The sequence below is a fragment of the Nitrosococcus halophilus Nc 4 genome (genome assembly GCF_000024725.1).
GTDB classification, from domain to species: domain Bacteria; phylum Pseudomonadota; class Gammaproteobacteria; order Nitrosococcales; family Nitrosococcaceae; genus Nitrosococcus; species Nitrosococcus halophilus.
This window is the reverse complement of the sequence record NC_013960.1, coordinates 1116198-1132443: the sequence shown is the minus strand read 5'-3', so window position 1 is coordinate 1132443 and position 16246 is coordinate 1116198. Positions and strand designations below refer to the sequence as shown.

21 protein-coding genes, 2 tRNA genes and 1 pseudogene are annotated in these 16246 nt (G+C 50.4%); 5 read left to right on the top strand and 19 right to left on the bottom strand.

Features of this window, described 5'->3' with window-relative positions; genetic code table 11:
• Positions 1-160: 160 nt before the first annotated feature.
• From NHAL_RS05650 to NHAL_RS22415, 8 genes are all read right to left on the bottom strand, one after another.
• Positions 161-505, bottom strand: coding sequence for a hypothetical protein (locus NHAL_RS05650; RefSeq protein ID WP_041354671.1), 345 nt, complete (start codon positions 503-505; stop codon positions 161-163).
• Positions 483-893, bottom strand: a complete 411-nt coding sequence (locus NHAL_RS05645) for a hypothetical protein (RefSeq protein WP_013032200.1) — start codon at positions 891-893, stop codon at positions 483-485. The genes NHAL_RS05650 and NHAL_RS05645 overlap by 23 nt, the downstream gene beginning before the upstream one ends.
• Before the next feature lie 16 nt (positions 894-909).
• A complete protein-coding gene (locus tag NHAL_RS22420; RefSeq protein WP_013032199.1) occupies positions 910-1266 on the bottom strand; it encodes a helix-turn-helix domain-containing protein in 357 nt (118 codons plus the stop codon).
• Between the two features lie 216 nt (positions 1267-1482).
• Positions 1483-1716 (bottom strand): hypothetical protein, encoded by a 234-nt coding sequence (locus NHAL_RS05635; protein WP_013032198.1) that lies wholly within the window; start codon positions 1714-1716, stop codon positions 1483-1485.
• Positions 1717-2048: 332 nt separating this feature from the next.
• Positions 2049-2480, bottom strand: a complete 432-nt coding sequence (locus NHAL_RS05630; protein ID WP_013032197.1) for a hypothetical protein — start codon at positions 2478-2480, stop codon at positions 2049-2051.
• Positions 2481-2683: 203 nt separating this feature from the next.
• The gene (locus tag NHAL_RS05620) at positions 2684-2956 is read right to left on the bottom strand and encodes a transcriptional regulator (RefSeq protein ID WP_013032195.1); all 273 of its coding nucleotides are present in this window, start codon (positions 2954-2956) and stop codon (positions 2684-2686) included.
• Positions 2953-3150: a hypothetical protein gene (locus NHAL_RS05615; RefSeq protein WP_041354669.1), complete on the bottom strand. Its 198-nt coding sequence runs from the start codon at positions 3148-3150 to the stop codon at positions 2953-2955. Before NHAL_RS05615 ends, NHAL_RS05620 begins: the two co-directional genes overlap by 4 nt.
• On the bottom strand, positions 3147-3848 hold the full coding sequence (locus NHAL_RS22415; protein WP_049780588.1) for a Cro/CI family transcriptional regulator: 702 nt from the start codon (positions 3846-3848) through the stop codon (positions 3147-3149). Before NHAL_RS22415 ends, NHAL_RS05615 begins: the two co-directional genes overlap by 4 nt.
• A 76-nt stretch (positions 3849-3924) precedes the next feature.
• On the opposite strand from NHAL_RS22415, the gene NHAL_RS19695 reads away from it, so the two are divergent.
• Entirely contained in the window at positions 3925-4482 is a 558-nt protein-coding gene (locus tag NHAL_RS19695) for a helix-turn-helix domain-containing protein (RefSeq protein WP_157862485.1), read from the top strand.
• Between the two features lie 485 nt (positions 4483-4967).
• Here the strand turns inward: NHAL_RS19695 and NHAL_RS05600 are convergent, their stop codons facing one another.
• Positions 4968-5693 carry an IS1 family transposase gene (locus NHAL_RS05600; protein WP_083761436.1) on the bottom strand — a complete coding sequence of 242 codons (726 nt, stop codon included), beginning with the start codon at positions 5691-5693 and terminating at the stop codon, positions 4968-4970.
• Between the two features lie 23 nt (positions 5694-5716).
• On the opposite strand from NHAL_RS05600, the gene NHAL_RS05595 reads away from it, so the two are divergent.
• On the top strand, positions 5717-6331 hold the full coding sequence (locus tag NHAL_RS05595) for a hypothetical protein (RefSeq protein ID WP_157862484.1): 615 nt from the start codon (positions 5717-5719) through the stop codon (positions 6329-6331).
• Between the two features lie 256 nt (positions 6332-6587).
• On the opposite strand, the gene NHAL_RS05590 is transcribed toward NHAL_RS05595, so the two are convergent.
• The 3 genes from NHAL_RS05590 to NHAL_RS05580 all read right to left on the bottom strand — a co-directional run bounded on the left by NHAL_RS05590 (position 6588) and on the right by NHAL_RS05580 (position 9074).
• The gene (locus NHAL_RS05590; RefSeq protein WP_013032190.1) at positions 6588-8201 is read right to left on the bottom strand and encodes an IS1634 family transposase; all 1614 of its coding nucleotides are present in this window, start codon (positions 8199-8201) and stop codon (positions 6588-6590) included.
• A 232-nt stretch (positions 8202-8433) separates the two neighbouring features.
• The gene (locus NHAL_RS05585; protein WP_013032189.1) at positions 8434-8820 is read right to left on the bottom strand and encodes a helix-turn-helix domain-containing protein; all 387 of its coding nucleotides are present in this window, start codon (positions 8818-8820) and stop codon (positions 8434-8436) included.
• Positions 8817-9074: a type II toxin-antitoxin system RelE family toxin gene (locus tag NHAL_RS05580; protein ID WP_013032188.1), complete on the bottom strand. Its 258-nt coding sequence runs from the start codon at positions 9072-9074 to the stop codon at positions 8817-8819. The genes NHAL_RS05585 and NHAL_RS05580 overlap by 4 nt, the downstream gene beginning before the upstream one ends.
• Before the next feature lie 391 nt (positions 9075-9465).
• Here NHAL_RS05580 and NHAL_RS20940 point away from each other — a divergent pair, with 391 nt between their 5' ends.
• On the top strand, positions 9466-9708 hold the full coding sequence (locus NHAL_RS20940) for a hypothetical protein (RefSeq protein WP_013032187.1): 243 nt from the start codon (positions 9466-9468) through the stop codon (positions 9706-9708).
• Positions 9654-10076: a hypothetical protein gene (locus NHAL_RS05570; RefSeq protein WP_013032186.1), complete on the top strand. Its 423-nt coding sequence runs from the start codon at positions 9654-9656 to the stop codon at positions 10074-10076. The genes NHAL_RS20940 and NHAL_RS05570 overlap by 55 nt, the downstream gene beginning before the upstream one ends.
• Before the next feature lie 75 nt (positions 10077-10151).
• Here the strand turns inward: NHAL_RS05570 and NHAL_RS05565 are convergent.
• Positions 10152-10655 (bottom strand): annotated as a pseudogene (locus NHAL_RS05565) (IS256 family transposase); the annotation flags it as partial.
• Here NHAL_RS05565 and NHAL_RS22410 point away from each other — a divergent pair.
• A complete protein-coding gene (locus NHAL_RS22410) occupies positions 10633-10890 on the top strand; it encodes a tyrosine-type recombinase/integrase (protein WP_083761361.1) in 258 nt (85 codons plus the stop codon). The pseudogene NHAL_RS05565 and the gene NHAL_RS22410 overlap by 23 nt on opposite strands.
• A 31-nt stretch (positions 10891-10921) precedes the next feature.
• On the opposite strand, the gene NHAL_RS05555 is transcribed toward NHAL_RS22410, so the two are convergent.
• From NHAL_RS05555 to NHAL_RS05530, 6 genes are all read right to left on the bottom strand, one after another.
• A tRNA-Arg gene (locus NHAL_RS05555) sits at positions 10922-10998 on the bottom strand.
• A gap of 172 nt (positions 10999-11170) precedes the next feature.
• Positions 11171-11263 (bottom strand) — tRNA-Ser (locus tag NHAL_RS05550).
• 41 nt (positions 11264-11304) lie between these two features.
• Positions 11305-11562, bottom strand: coding sequence for a carbon storage regulator CsrA (csrA, locus tag NHAL_RS05545; RefSeq protein ID WP_013032185.1), 258 nt, complete (start codon positions 11560-11562; stop codon positions 11305-11307).
• A gap of 260 nt (positions 11563-11822) precedes the next feature.
• Complete coding sequence (locus NHAL_RS05540; RefSeq protein WP_013032184.1) at positions 11823-13064, bottom strand: aspartate kinase; 1242 nt, start codon at positions 13062-13064, stop codon at positions 11823-11825.
• A gap of 78 nt (positions 13065-13142) precedes the next feature.
• A complete protein-coding gene (gene alaS / locus NHAL_RS05535; protein ID WP_013032183.1) occupies positions 13143-15764 on the bottom strand; it encodes an alanine--tRNA ligase in 2622 nt (873 codons plus the stop codon).
• A gap of 24 nt (positions 15765-15788) precedes the next feature.
• On the bottom strand, positions 15789-16241 hold the full coding sequence (locus NHAL_RS05530) for a regulatory protein RecX (RefSeq protein ID WP_013032182.1): 453 nt from the start codon (positions 16239-16241) through the stop codon (positions 15789-15791).
• Between the last annotated feature and the right edge of the window lie 5 nt (positions 16242-16246).

The following is a 16246-nucleotide window of genomic DNA, read 5'->3' as shown; positions in this document are numbered from 1 at the left end:
ACTTTCTAAGCGAATAAAATGTCAAAAGCGAAATCTAATCCAGATAGAAATCAGTTAAGCACCTGTTTCTACCCATTTCCACTCAGCTTTATCCAGGCAAACATTTCGGTTAAGAGACCACCTTGCGATGAACCGGTGTCATCGGCAGTGTAAAAATGACCTACCTGTGCAAGTGAAAATTGCCCCCCCTTTCATTAACCTGGCTGCCCCTACCCTGCAAAGCAAACCTCACCTCGCCACTGAGCCCCCGCAAATTCTTAGAGAGGATAATCCCATGTTGGGCCTGCCCAGATACCCGCGCCCAGGCTTTCAAGGACTTCTTCAGGGCTTTGGAAGTAATCACCACGGTGGGGTTCTTCCGGTTGAAACGCCGCATAGCCACCAGAGAATCTTGCACCATCTCCCGATCCTGCATCCGCAGGGCTAACGCATAGCGGTTCATGAGGTTCCGCCGCCGGTTCAATATCCGATGTTCCAGATTCTTAAGTGCCCGGTTGGTCCCCACGGCTAACCGGGTTTTCTTTTGCCCATTGTTTTTCCTTCAGGACGTCCTCTATTACTGGTTTGAAATAATTTGGGCTCAGCGTGCTCAAATCTCTCCTTGCCCCGATCATCTGGCAGGCAATCTCCGCATCCTCGATAGTCACCCCCTGAGTACACCAGTCGCCGAACATGGTCATTGCCTTGAGGGTCATATCCCGACCCATGCCGCAGCGGCGTTGAAAGAAGTCCGCCCATTCCAAAGCAATCTTAGGAACGTAATCAGGAGTGACATCTTTCGGTAAATTAATCCGCTCGCAGAATTTCTCCAGGGGTTCTGGAAAATCACTTTTGTCTCGCGCGCGAAAAGTAGAGTAGTGATCTAAAGGGTTATAGGACTGATCGGGTGACATCTGGGTGTCACCCCTCCTATGACATCTGGGTGTCACCCCTCCTATGACATCTGGATGTCACCCCTGACATATTGTCACCCCTAGCAGACGTATAAGGAGGTTTTTTTTGAGCCAAAGAAAGGTCTATTTTGTACGTAGTGGATTTTTTTGCAGTCGCTGGCCTAACCTCAATTAGGATCCCAGCTTGTTTCAGTTCCTTGATGATTCTCTGGACTTGACGCCTTGAGTAATCCACCTTCCAGGCAATGAGGCCGATAGAAGGGTAGATGTTCTCCCCATTGTGATCCGCCGAATCTGCCATGGCCATAAGCACTATTCGTTGATTTGGGGGAAGCTTGAGATCCCAAATTTGGCCTAATATCTTGGCGCTCATTTTTATTTCCTCCTGGATGTCTAAGAGGTTTTGCGGAAGGGGAGGTACATCGTCGCTGGGAGCAGGGTGTGATAGGTACTCATCATTGGATTAGAGAGCTTATTTAGGCAGACATTGACGGAACCGTTCTGAGAAATTCTGAGATACTTCTCATATAACTTTTTGTGTGTCATAATAATACCAATTTCATCTAATTTTGCATTGTATAAATTCAGCTTAAACAAGCACTTGAGGTCTTAATAAATTGCATTCTTTGATTAAATTGGTATAAAAACCTATCTGAATTTTTTTAACCCTGTCGGCTTCGCCTGTTGACGGGGTTTTTGATTTCCTCAACAGCTTCCAAACCACTATCCCAACCATCACCATGCCGGCAGCGATGATGAGCGGCAGGCCAAATTTGGTGATGAGATAATTCACCCTGTTTTCGTTAACTCCGATGTTTCCCATTGACTTTTTTCTGCTTGGGGATGTAACCCTCAACGAAACCGTCTTCATCCCTCCGGAATCGAATATTGGGGTAATCACATAAACCTTGTTGCCTCATCTTCTTCGCATAGCCGGGCATGCAGTCAGCACAAAATGGATTTTTATTGGCTGTTTGTTGATAAAGAGTCGAAGACAACTTCGCGGCTCTCACCCAAAGACGGAACGTGTGTTCATCGCAACAGCGGGGACGATGTATCTTCATAAAATTTAATACTCAATTCTTTCCCATCTTTCTCACCCCAAAAGCAGCCACAAAAGCCCAGCCCAAAACGATCCGCAGCCCAACAGCAGCGCTAATAAAATCCGCCCGCCCGTGACATACTCCTCAGCCTCAACAGGCCTGCGCCGATCTTCTTTTCTTCCTTTGGATTTTGGAGACCCCATCCAGCACACTCTCCAGGCAAGCTAAATAACGACATCTGCCCTGCGGTTTCTGCATTCCGCAACCTGTTTATTTGTCGATTACGCTGATGCTTCTCTCTGTCATGATTCAAATGACAACGATTACAAAGCGCCGCCAGATTCAGCAGCGATGCCGCCTCTGGCCTGTGGTCGTAAACATGGGCAGTGGTCAATATCACCTTGCTGCCGGTGATGGGGTGCGGCTTGTAGTTCTCCGCCCCGCACCACTCACATTTGTTCTTAGCCCGGTAGAAGCGGATAAAGCGGCTTCTGAGTTTCCAATCCTTCGGGTAGCGTTGTTTGTTTTCTGCTCGAATGGGCATTCATTCCCCCGTCAAAAAAACGGGCCTGGTTAGGAGGCGCCAGGCCCAAACGGTCCCGGTGGCACGCCTCGGCATTGCCACCCCAAGGCTATGGCGGTGTTGTAATACCAATTTCATGTAATTTTGCATTGTATAGATGCAGTCTAAACAAGCACTTGAAGCCTTAATAAATTGCATTCTTTGATTAAATTGGTATAATCTGTTCATCCCAATGCCTTCCTCGCCAGCGTGCGCATGGCCTCGTATTCCTCCCTGGGCACACTGATCATTTCCCCTTCCCTCTCGATGACCTCGTAGCCTAGGGCGTAGAGAAAAAGCACCACCTTGCCCAGGCCGATTCCCGCTTTCCCGGACACGATCCGGTTGACCTGAGTGGTGCTCAGGCCCGTTTTCTCCGAAATGGTGTTCTGTTGCGTCATGTAGATACGACGCAGCAGATCGGGCTCGGTGATAAATCCCCTCTGATTCCCTGTCATTCCCTGAATCCATGGGCTTTACTCCTGCCAAACGATTTTTCAGGAGATGGCGATGCCTGCCTTTCAAACTGCCCACACTGCCGCTCAATGTCCCAGGCATAACCTCGCTCGCCTTTGGCCAGGCACTCGACGGAGATTCCACCGTGGACGAGCCAGAGCTTGGCATGGAGGCATTGGCGGCAGGTGGCAGTCATGCGGCTTGGTCTTCTTTGGGTGCGGAACTGACAGGATTAAGCCTTGCGTAGTCGCCGAAATGCTTTCTTGCCGCTGCGTTATAAGCTTCAGCCGCTTCTTCTGCGCTTTCGAAGCAACCAAGGTTGATTTCCTTGCGATCAACCATGATTCTGGCTCTCCATTTACCGGTATCAGACTTCAAGGAAACACCTTTAAAACCAGATGGATTGTTTCTAGATCCACGTTGATTTCTGCTGTTCTCTTGTTGAGAGCAAATGCGCAGGTTGATCTTGCGGTTATCAAGCAAGTCGCCGTTGATATGGTCGGTAACAAATCCTTTGGGTACTTGAAGGATCATCCTGTGCATGTACTCCTTAGCCTTCTGTCCATCCTTGAGAATCCAAGTAACGGCATACCCGAGAGCGCTTACGTGCCATCGATAATTGACCAAGCGCTCGTAATCATCAGCATCAATCAAGGCATAACGGCCTTTTGTCAAAGGGATCTTCTTATATGGCATCTCCCCATAGAGGTCGGGCCTCAACTCGTACCGGGTGACACGACCGTTGGTGGCGCGCTTGATGGCCAACACTCGCTCGGCGGGAACACGGCCCTTTTTGATCCATTTCTGAACGGCCTGATAGCGCACCCCACATGAACGCGCTAGGGCGGTTTGGCTACCAACAAGCTCGATTGATTTTTGAATGGGTGTTTTCATGCAAACAAATGTACAACCAATAGTTGCCAACATTAAACAACTGATAATTGGAAAACAAACTAATAAACTGCAACCTATGGTTGTAAATACTCAACAATCGAAAAAGGATTTTGCCGCTCGGCTAGATAAAGCCTTGACGTATGCCGGAATACCCCAAGGCCGAAATCGGATAGCTAGCGTATCCAAAATGTTCGGAGTATCGAGGGAGGCCGTTAGAAAGTGGTTGGCTGGGGAAAGTATTCCAGATACCAAACGAATAGCGGGTATTGCCCAGAGAACCGGCGTCAGAGGGGAATGGCTGTTAACCAGTCAAGGGCCGATGTGTTATGGCGATAAAGAAGAAATGCATGAGCAAAGTCTTTCCCCCCACGTCCTCCAGCTCGCCCACCTCATTGCCCAGGCCCCACCCGAAAAGGTCCAAGCCATCCTGACCCTACTGGGTGTCAAGGAAGAAGGCATCTACCCTCCACCTCGCAAAGAACGCCGCAGCGGTGGGGAGCGCCGACAGAATGTTCACGAAGTGGACTTCGAACGCAGGAGTGGACTGGATAGACGTGGAAGCCGCCCATTCTTCGATGACGAGACTCCGCCACGAAAACCAAGCAAGAAAAAACCAAGAAAAGGAAAGGATTAGTCGTGTTCAAAAGCGTATCAACGGATACTATCTCTGCCCTGGAAAATCTTCATCGGCGAGCGCAGAGTGTGGCGACCTAGTGGGCATTGCGTTTGTCGGCATCCAGAGAGGAAAGCGCCCCGTCACGGGCTGGGCGGGAGAAGCGGGCAGCAATCCATTTTTAACTTTGGGGTTTTTGAAGCGTCTAAACCAGAGGCTCCTGAACCATGCTGAGGATATGGGGTATTGAGCCGGGGGGGTATTGAACATCCACAGAAACGCCGAGGGCGGGTGGTGAGGGGGATCAGCACTTAAATAAGAATTTACAAAGCAATAGGGGGATATTAGTATCAATAGAGCAAGTGGAAATCGGATTGATGCTACCAGGTGCTCATAATTTCGAAGACTTAAATGTTAACCCCACTTGGAAGGCCCATGTTAAAACTCACGAAGAAATAAAAATTGCATATGTTAAAAAAGTGGTAGTGCTCAAAAAGTAATGCTGCTCAGGGTTGTCGTATAACTTCTTGGTTGTAATGACAAATAAAGAATTTGATTGCCCCGATGTGGTTGGCCAGTTTTTTCGAAAATGAAAGGGTTTGACGAACCAAGCGCGAGACGCGCTGACGCAAGGTGCAGTTAAACCGTTCGATGGCATTGGTTTGCCCCGAGCCCTTGGGACACACTTGATGCTGCGCTGGGGGAATAGTGCCCCGATAGGCCTCCCAGTCGTCAGTGGAAAAAGTGGCGTATTTGCGATAGCTTGCCGGAAGGCGTAGCCACAGCTCACGGGCACTGTCCCGTGAGCGGTCACCAACATAGAAGGCCAATACTTGGCGCGAGCAGGGATCGAGCGCCAGCCAGAGCCATTGCTTGTTCGCTTTACAGCCAACAAAGCTCCATAATTCATCGGCTTGGACTTCTAAACAAAACATCTCAATGGCCCGATCGGGTGAGACCGATTGAACACCCAGGTCATCAGGCAAGTGCGCGTATAGCTCATCGATAAACTGCAGCAACCACGTCAAACTCACCTCCAGTACCCGACAAATGCCTCGCAACGACAGCCGCTCTAGCAGCAATTTTTTAACCAAGGCGCGCGTGGTCTCGTCAATACGATGGGCGTCGGCCACAAACTGCCGCCCGCAGTTCAGACAGGCGTGATTTTGTTTACTGTAGTGGGTGCGACCGTTTTTCTTAATGTGCGATAATTCGCAACGTGGGCAACGCAAGTTGTTCATCAGAGCGACTCCTTGTGAAGAAAGTTTGGTCGCTTCCTATTACAACGGAGTCGCTCTGTTTTCACAAACTCAAAGCATTACTTTTTGAGCACCACCTGAATATGATGGAAAAGTTATTCCCAGAATCTCCCCAGTATAAGGGAACCTGGGCTCCAGTATATTTGGAGCCAATAGTGGGGTCCGGTGAAAGAGTAACAGTTGCCGTAGCCGCCTTATCCTGTGATGGTGAGCGCCAAGTAATTCAAGCCATTCGGAGTGAGTTAATCAATTGTTTATATGGTTCTAAATCGGATCATTTTCAGAGCATGATCAATTGGATCATCAAATCTTTAAACACCCATATCAAAAATCATGGAAATCTAGATGATTGGGTACCTCCCTTTGATGGAGTAATACTGGGAAATCCCGTAAGTGGTGCAGATCATGATATTAAAGGCCTGTTTAGGCAGGCTATTAGATTCTCTGCAATCCTTGGCACTCTTGCACTAGAAGCTGAACGCGACGAAGATGACCAAGAGCCAAAAAATTATAGTGATCAATGGTCCCGAAGGGTTTTAAAAGAAACCCGTGCTATTAATACAGATTTAACAAAATACTTCCGTAGAAGAATTAAAATCAGCGAATCATAGATTCTTACAACTTTTGGTTTTTTAAATGAAAGATATGCTTCTAACTTTGGGCTGCTAGCGCCAACACGCCTGTCAGCTTCTTTGAATATAATCAAAGCAAGATTATTGGATTTAGAAACATTAAAGAAATCACAAATATTGGTTAAACCAGAGCAGTTTGAGCTTATAGTAGGAACCCCTTCTCTAGAAGATCCAACATTATCTGAAAATTCTATCAAACGCTTAAACCGACATTCCGCACCCCTATAGTGGATTTTCAAGAATAAAGGGTTTCATAAGGGGGACCTAAGATCGCCAAGAGGCCTCGGTGGTGGTCGTGGAGATTGAGGACGTAGGTCTGGCTCTGTTGCACAATTAATACATGGATGCCGACAAAGCACTGAAAGACCCAACGGGCAGTAGGTTTGGAAGTGGGTTGACCTTTTTGGTCGGGGAAAGTCTGTTGATGTTGGGTGAGGGCCTGGCGCATCCGATACTCCAGGGCGGCGTAGACGAGCAGAGACAAGGTCATGACCATCATCAGGGCCATAATACGCTGAGGGGATTTGAGAAACAGCGAAGAGGCGAGAAACAAGGGGTCCTTCATAAAGCGAAAGCCACGCTCTACTTGGCTCTGTTGCTTGTAAGCGGTCAGCAGTTCAGCCGGTGGGAGTTGGTGGGCATCGAGTTCGTTGGTGGCCACAATAAAGCGACTTTTGCGGGTGAGCAGCGCTTCGCGGGTCTGGGGAGCTGAGGCCAGTGCTCCGCGCAGGCGAAAGCGGACCGTGGTGGGAGGTTGTCCGGTCGCCGGTCGTCCTGGCTTGTCATAAGCGGGAAGCGCTTCAACGGCGCCTTCCTCTACGGTGGTGAACTTGAGGGTGGCTTGAAACTGTTCGAGCGCCTGTTGGGCATCGCTGGAGCAGGCAAACGTTTGTTGGCAAAGGCGCTGGAAATCCTGGGCTTCTTTGCCGCTTTCTTTCAACACCTGGCGGTTAACGGTCTTCAGTGCCCGCTGGCGGGCCGGCGTGGATTCGACCAGCAACCAACGCTGTTCGATGTCGGCGTAGGTGGAGACCCGTTCTTGGTAGCGATAATCCTCATCCAGGACGTTCATGGGCTCTGAGGGGGTGGAGGTCAGCACCCTCTGTGCTTCTTTCAAGGTGGCGGGCACCCGGGTGATCCACTTGCGCTCACCCAGACTTTGGAGCGTGGCTTGGGTGTACAAGGCACTATCGGCGACCAGGTATTCAAGGGGGCTGGCCTGGCAAAGTTGCTCTAGGTGGGCTTCGACCACTTGCTTAAACTGGGCCTTATCTTCGCTGTTGCCATTGAGCGGCTGCATGAAAAGGGGTAATCCTGCCTGGTGTTCGGTCATCAAGTTCAGCACCACTTGATTAAGGTCGGGGCGGTGATCACGGCTGTAGCCCCGGGTAATATGAATGACCCTGGCTTGCGGTTCCTCGGCGCTGTTATAGTCTCCATCGACATGAAAACTCGTGCTATCCAGCTGCCCAAAGCGGCCCTCTAATCCTAGCCGCTTTGCCGCCTGAGCACTCAGTACCGCATACAGAGCGGTCACATCATGGGCATACAATGTGTCCAAGGCACGTCCCAGGGTGTCGTCATTTAAATGGGCCGGTTCCACCCCCGGACCCATCAGTCGCTCGGTAGGCTTGTTCTCAAAAAAACGCGGCACCAGATAAAGCCGTTGATTAACAAACCCTAGCCCATTGAGCACCAGGGCTTTCACCGCTTGACCTACCGAGACTTTTCGCTGCTCTCGATCCTGCGGGATCTGTTCATCCAAACCCTCGCCCAGACCCAATTCATCAAACATTGAGGCCACTAACCCTAAATGGTCTAAAGTCTGGCTCTGGTATGCTTCGGCCATGCCCCCTTCCTCCCTTGGCTCAGCTAAAATAGAAAAGCTAATTTGGAGGCTAAAAATCCTTTTGTCTACTCATCAGGGTGCGGAAACACGGCTTAAAAGAAGCTATTGAGTTGGTAGATGAAATAGCCCGCTTTGAAGGCATTCATTTTTTCAGGACTGAAAATGCTAGATCTGCCGCAGAACATTTAGTGAAACAAGCCGCATAAAAATTGTACTGCGTTTTTAGCCCGCTTTACGCGGGCTCCTCGTCATGCATATCCACAAGATCGTCGATATCAACGTTGAGCGCCTTAGCGATCCGCTTGAGCGCTTTGACAGTCCCCTCCCTTTCTCCTTTCTCCATCATCGCTAGATAGGACTGGCTTAATCCTGCTTGCTCCGCCAGATCGTGTTGGGTCAGGCCGCGATAGGTTCGCCATACCTTGATCGGGTTCTCGCCTTCTAAGAGCCTCTCGACAATATCCTGTGGCACACCCTCATCATCGGGCGCAGCAATCGCCCGTTCAAGAGCAATGGTATCTTCTACCATTTCTGCTTTTTCCAGCAATTCCAAATATTCTTCGTATGGGATAACGGCCCATTCCGGCCTTTCACCTCGTTTAATTACTTGAGCAGTCATTTGTAGACATCTCCTCTCGGCCCAATCTTTATCACTGATATTATCAGACGGTTTCTATCTATATGGTAGATAGCCCTCCAGCCGCCCATCTTTAAACGATAACCCTCGCGCCCAATCATCGGCTTGATATCTACATCCGTCCGCGCCGGATCAAGCGCTAGCTTTTTAAATGCCTCATTTATTTTTATAGCCATCTCCCGAGGCATGCGCTGCAAGATTTTTCGCGCTGATTTTTCATAAATCACTGTGTACATGCCTTTATTATCTTATTAAGTGATAATATATTCAATAAAAATATCACCTAAAGAGATAATAAGTGCTAACCCCCCTCCCTTTCCGGCCCGACAACGGCTAGAGGGAGCCCGCCAATGTCCTGCTAAATATTCACTAGCTACCCCTACGGCAGTGGCTGAGGGATGGTTGTCGCTTTCCAAAAAAATACAACTATCTGTTTTTTACATTAGGCAACTATTGGTTGTAATCTCTCCCCATCGACGCCCCAAATGCCCCACAGGGGACACATTAAGGGCAAAGCGTTTAGGTTGCGGCGGCGTAGAAATTCGCAGACACGCAGGCAAGAACACGCTGATTAACCCGCAACCCCCACTAACCAAACACCCAGGGGAGTGCACGAAAAGAAAAACAATGGAAAAAGAAGGCTCACCCACTTTCAAGCAACGATGCAAACAAGTCATCCATGAGGCCCGCGAGCTTAACCCCAATAGCGAGGCCATGATCGGCTGCTTGGCGGCCCGTTTGGTGATGACACAAAATGCCATGACGCTGCACATCCAGCGCATGAAAAAGTTACTGCAAGACATGGAGGCAGATTTATGTCAACCAAAACCCGAAACGAAAGAATCCAACGGCTCCTCTCCGAGGGACTGAGCGAAGCCCGCCAAAGGAATATGCATGCCATGAAAGAGTCCTATTGCGCTGTGCATTTGGCCAACAAATGCGCCACGCTACAGGAGCAGCAATCTCGATTAGTGCCCTACCAGGAAGCTAGAAAACTCCAGCAGTGGATGCGGGAGAATCCCGCCCTAGTGTACGGCGTGTTGGGCGACTTAAGCGTTGAGCAACTGGCTAATCTAGCTGAGATTCCCACGCTTTTCGGAAGCTACATCCTGGGCCAATTGCATGAGGCCATGGTTGATGAGGAAGAAATGCAGGACAAGGAGCCCGATAGAGAAGCCGAACATGACCTTAGGGAGCGGATCAACGGCTATAGGCCGGATATGTTGGGGGTGTGTTGATGAATACCGCTAACGAAGAAATCAGACAAGAAATATTCGGAATAGAGGGTGTCAAGTTTTTTGTGTAACTAATTTTCACTTGGGCATCCGCTCAGCGAAGAGGATGACGAATTGATTGAGGGCGGCCTTCCAGTCCCGAATGGGTTGAGTCCATTTTTTGGTGATATTGTTCAGGGCCAGATAGAGCACCTTGAAAATGGCTTCATCCGTGGGAAAAGCGCCCCGGTTTTTCAAGACTTTTCGTAGTGAATAGTTCAAGGATTCGATGGCGTTGGTGGTATAAATGGCTCGCCGGATCTGGGGTGGGTAATCAAAGAAGACCGTCAGCCGTGACCAATCGGCCCGCCAACTGGGGCTGATGGCCGGACATGTCTCATCCCAACGCGCTGAGAAGCGCTCTAGGGCCTGTTCGGCCTCGGCCAGGGTCGCGGCGCCATAGATGGCCCGCAGGTCGGCCGCCACGGCCCGGCGCTGTTTCCAGGGGACATACTTCAGCGAGCCGCGCACCTTGTGCACGATGCACAGCTGAACCTGGGCCTGTGGAAACACCGCCTCGATGGCCTCAGGCAGGCCCTTGAGCGAGCATGTCCGGGTGCACGACCTCAAACACACCTTTGGGCGCAGGTTGCGGGCCGCCGGTGCCCCGCTAGAAACCCGGAAAATGTTGCTCGGTCACCGGAACAAGGACATCACCACCCATTATTCTGCACCGGAATTAGCCGAACTTATAGATGCGGTACGGAGAATTGAGGACTGGGGCGTTCGCAAAACGTCCACATTAACTATTTTGAGGAAAATAATCCCTCAACAATAATGGTGTAATGTGTTGTTTTAGCTATGAATTATGGCGCGCCCGGAAGGATTCGAACCTCCGACCCCCTAGTTCGTAGCCAGGTACTCTATCCAACTGAGCTACGGGCGCGCGAAACAAAGAGCTTATTATGCGGAATTTGAAAAAAATTTCAATACGCAAGCCCTACGCTGATCAAGGCTAAAAAAAACCTCGCGCTGGATTCGCCTAACTCGCCATATTCGCAAGCGACTTCAACAGCGCAACTGCGCAGTATGAAATATTATCATAACTACGCTAAAAATGGCGGAGAGAGAGGGATTCGAACCCTCGATGGAGCTACTAACCCCATACTCCCTTAGCAGGGGAGCGCCTTCAGCCTCTCGGCCATCTCTCCGGAAAAAATCTACCTTTAACTTTAAGTATCAATGATAACAGTTATTCACTGCCTCCAGAAATAGCGGGTGTAGCCTGGAGTGCCGCTTCTGTGAGCTCTGACTCGGTAGCTTGCCCCTTACCATTAGCCTGTTCCTTCTCGCGCTGGATACGCGCATAAATCTCTTCCCGGTGGACAGTAACTTCTTTTGGCGCTGTCACGCCAATCCGCACCTGGTTGCCCTTTACACCTAGCACAGTTACCGTGACGTGATCCCCAATCATCAGGGCTTCGCCGACGCGTCGAGTCAAAATTAACATAGGTCCCTTCTCCTCTTCTCAAAAATGGGCCCACTCGAGTGGGTCCATGGTTTCGCAGCCTCCATACCGGGATGATGGACTAGGCATAATAGGGTTCTTGCCTAATAACTTATATCCCGCTTTTCTGCTCGTGTCGCGCCTCCCTACCTGCTGCACACGCTGTTATTATGCTTTTACCAAATTGTAATATATAGCGTTATGTTTGAATAGTTTCTCTCTAAACCAATTTGACTCACTTATATTAGACCATGAAACTATCCTTAAAGGGATGAGGGTATTCTACCTGGTGTCTTTTCCAATTCAAATGCCGAATGCAGGGCCCGTACCCCAAGTTCTAGGTATTTTTCATCGACAACCACTGAAATTTTAATCTCAGAGGTTGAAATCATCTGAATATTAATACCTTCTTGCGCTAAAGTGTGAAACATAGTGCTGGCAATGCCAGCATGGGAGCGCATGCCTACCCCTACCACCGAAATCTTCGCAATCTTATCATCCCCCCTTACCTCACGAGCGCCCAGATTCCGGGAAGCTTCGCGCAAGATCTCAAGGGCTTTACGGTAATCATTACGATGTACTGTAAAGGTAAAATCTGTCGTACCATCCCGGCCCACATTTTGAATGATCATATCCACCCCAATGTTGGCATCAGAGATAGGGCCAAGAATATGATAGGCAACCCCTGGCTTGTCGGGGACTCCAAGAATAGTTAACTTAGCTTCATCGCGATTGAAGGCAATTCCAGAAATTAGCGGCTCTTCCATTCCCTCTACCTCGGCTGTAATCAGAGTACCCTCCCCGCTTTCAAATGATGACAATACCCTCAAGGGTACCTGGTATTTACTAGCAAACTCAACTGAACGAATCTGCAAAACCTTGGCACCGAGACTAGCCAGTTCAAGCATTTCTTCGTAGGTCAGATGATCTAACCGCCGGGCTTCAGGAACTACCCGGGGGTCGGTCGTGTAAACGCCGTCGACATCGGTATAAATTTGGCACTCATCTGCTCCAAGAGCTGCTGTCAGGGCCACCGCAGTCGTATCTGAACCTCCCCGCCCCAGGGTAGTAATATTGCCTTTTTCATCCACCCCTTGAAAACCAGCCACAACCACGATTCGCCCATGGCTTAAGTCATCGCGGATACGTTTGGCATCAACTTCCTGGATACGTGCTTTGTTATAGGCGCTATCGGTGCGGATATGTACCTGGGCCCCGGTATAGGAGCGGGCTGGAATACCGCGCTGTTCAATGGCGATGCTTAGCAAAGCAATGGTCACCTGCTCACCCGTAGAAAGCAGAACATCTAACTCTCGGGGATTGGGCTGAGGATCAATCTCATGAGCCAAAGCCAACAAGCGGTTAGTCTCACCACTCATGGCCGAGACCACCACAACGAGGTCCTGCCCTTTCCGCCGGGACGCTACAAGTTTCTCAGCAACCGCCTCGATGCGCTCGAGAGTCCCGACGGAGGTACCACCAAATTTTTGAACAATTAAAGTCATTTACCTCAATATAACGAATAGTTATTAATTTACCCCAAAGATCATCCCCTAGAAGGCCTCAAATAAAAGGGTTAGGGTTTACTGCCCTTTAGATTTTAGATGACTCTCTACCCACTCCGGAACTGATTTAAGGGCGGCATCCAACTTATCTGGATCCTTACCCCCTGCCTGGGCCATATCCGGGCGCCCCCCACCTCGGCCTCCCACCTGTTCAGCTACAAAGTTAACCAGATCTCCAGCCTTAATCTGGTTAATGGCATTTTTAGTCACCCCTGCAATCAAAACCACCTTACCTTCCACCACTGTACCTAGCACAATGGCGGCGGTGGCAAGCTTACTTTTGAGTTGATCGGCCGTATTACGCAAGGTTTTGATATCGACCCCGTCAATCCGGGCTGCCAAAACTTTAACACCTTGGATTTCTTGGGCCTGAGCACTTAGATCCGACCCTCCCGCGCTGGCCAGCCGAGCCTTGAGACTCTGTATTTCCTTCTCCTGCTGACGGGCCTGCTGCTGCAACAATTCAAGCTTGTCAATCACCGACTCCCGCGAGGCCTTGAGTAGACCTGCAACCGCTTCCAAGCGGGCCTCATTCTCTTCTACCCAGCGTAGCGCCGCTTCCCCGGTAACCGCCTCAATCCGGCGAATTCCGGCAGCAATACCCGTTTCATTAATAATCTTAAAGAGACCAATATTGCCGGTACGATCCACATGGGTACCTCCACACAACTCTACAGAGAAATTTCCCATGCGCAAAACCCGCACTTGCTCGCCGTATTTTTCACCAAACAAGGCCACAACTCCAGCATCCAGAGCCTCCTGCAGAGGCATAATCTGCGTTTCTACCGGTAAATCTGCCCTAATTTGGGCATTGACCAAGCGCTCAATTTGACGCAACTGTTCTGGTTCTAGCGCTTCGAAATGGGAAAAATCAAATCGCAGCCGATCGGCAGTCACTAGAGAGCCTTTCTGGGCGACGTGCTCCCCCAGTACCTGCCGCAGCGACGCATGTAGAAGATGCGTGGCCGAATGGTTAAGCCTCGTGGGAGCCCGGTGTGCTCGCTCCACTTCGGCTTGAATTAAGTCGCCAACCCGTAGCTCGCCTAAGCGGACTTCGCCTAGGTGCGCATATGCGGCTCCCTGCTTCTGGGTATCCGTCACATTGAATAATCCACCGGGAGCACGCAACGTTCCCTGGTCTCCCACTTGCCCGCCCGCTTCAGCATAGAACGGGGTCCGGTCAAGCACCACAATTCCCTTTTCACCGGCGCTTAGTTGTTCCACAGCCTCTGTGGTCTCAGCCACCCGGAATAGGGCGGTCACTTGGCCTTCACCACGCAGATGCTCGTAACCAATAAATTCTGTTTCCAGATCTAGCTGGAGGTCAGGTCCATACTCGATCTTGAAGCGACTAGCGGCGCGGGCCCGCTCACGCTGCTTGGCCATGGCGTGCTCAAACCCCCTCATATCCAGCGTAAGGCCTCGCTCCCGAGCAATATCGGCAGTCAAATCCACAGGGAAACCAAAAGTATCGTAGAGCCGAAATACCGTTTCCCCAGGAATCACCTGACCCGATAGATTCTCAATATCTTGCTCCAGAATTTTGAGTCCCTGGTCTAACGTCTCATTAAAACGTTCCTCTTCCAATTTCAGCATCCGCTCTACTCGGCTCTGGGCCTGGGGCAACTCAGGATAGGCTTCCCCCATTTCTACGGCCAACGGCTGCACTAACTGATAGAAGAAAGGGTCACGTAAGCCTAGCTTGTGCCCATGCCGAATGGCTCGGCGGATGATGCGGCGCAGGACATAACCTCGCCCCTCATTGGAGGGCTGCACGCCATCAACAATCAAAAAGGCACAGGAGCGAATATGGTCGGCAATCACTCGCAAGGAGGTCGGCTCTTGGTTTTGAATGCCCGAAAGGGCAGTAATCGCGGTGATTAAATTACGGAACAAATCGATGTCGTAATTATCATGGACTCCTTGCATCACTGCCGCCAACCGTTCCAAACCCATCCCCGTATCAACGGAAGGCTTGGGCAAGGGGGAAAGGTGGCCTTCCTTATTCCGGTCATACTGCATGAAAACCAGATTCCAAATCTCAGTATACCGGTCACCCTCCTGCTCCGGGCTACCAGGAGGACCTCCCGCAATGCCAGATCCGTGATCATAGAAGATCTCCGAAGAAGGGCCACAGGGTCCCGTATCTCCCATGGACCAGAAGTTGTCTTCGGCACCACAGCGGGCAAAGCGCTCAGGGCTAACGCCAATCTCCTTTAACCAAATATTGGCCGCTTCATCATCATCCTCAAAAACCGTAATCCACAACCGCTCAGGTGGTAACTTCAGCACTTCGGTCAACAACGCCCACCCATAGCCAATGGCCTCGCGCTTAAAGTAGTCCCCAAAACTGAAATTGCCCAGCATCTCAAAAAAGGTATGATGGCGAGCAGTATACCCCACATTTTCAAGGTCATTATGCTTGCCCCCGGCACGGACACAACGCTGGGCACTGGCAGCGCGGCGATAAGCGCGGGTTTCTCGACCCAGGAAAACATCTTTGAACTGAACCATGCCCGCATTGGTGAAAAGCAACGTCGGATCATTAGCGGGGACTAAGGGACTACTGGGGACAATCTCATGGCCCTGGTGGCGAAAATAATCGAGGAATATTTTTCGAAGTTCAGCACTGCTTTTCATGATCGATTGCTTAGGCTAAGCGCCTCAGTCATCTATTCCGCTTAACGCGCGATTAATCTGTTCCTGGGTAAATCCCCGGTACTGCAGAAAACGCATCTGCCGGGCCCGTTCCCCAAAACTGCTGGGAAGTGCTTGTCCAAAGCGCTTGCTCCGGGCTTTCATCGCTTGGCTATCCCAATTTCTTTCCTGAATGAGGCCATCGGCAATCAAGGCCTCGCTGATACCCCGCTCCTTGAGTTCGGCCGCGATACGGCGGGGTCCAAAACCACGTTCCGCCCGCGAACGAATATAACTTTCGGCAAAGCGTTGATCGCTTTGTAAGTTATCCCGCCCAAGCTCTGCCAGCACGGCCTCAATTAAATTAGCTTGATATCCCCGGACGGTAAGTTTACGTTGTAATTCCCAACTGGAGTGCTCCCGCCGCGCCAGCATCTCCAACATTAGGCTTCGAACTTTTACTGCACCATTATCGCCCATATGAA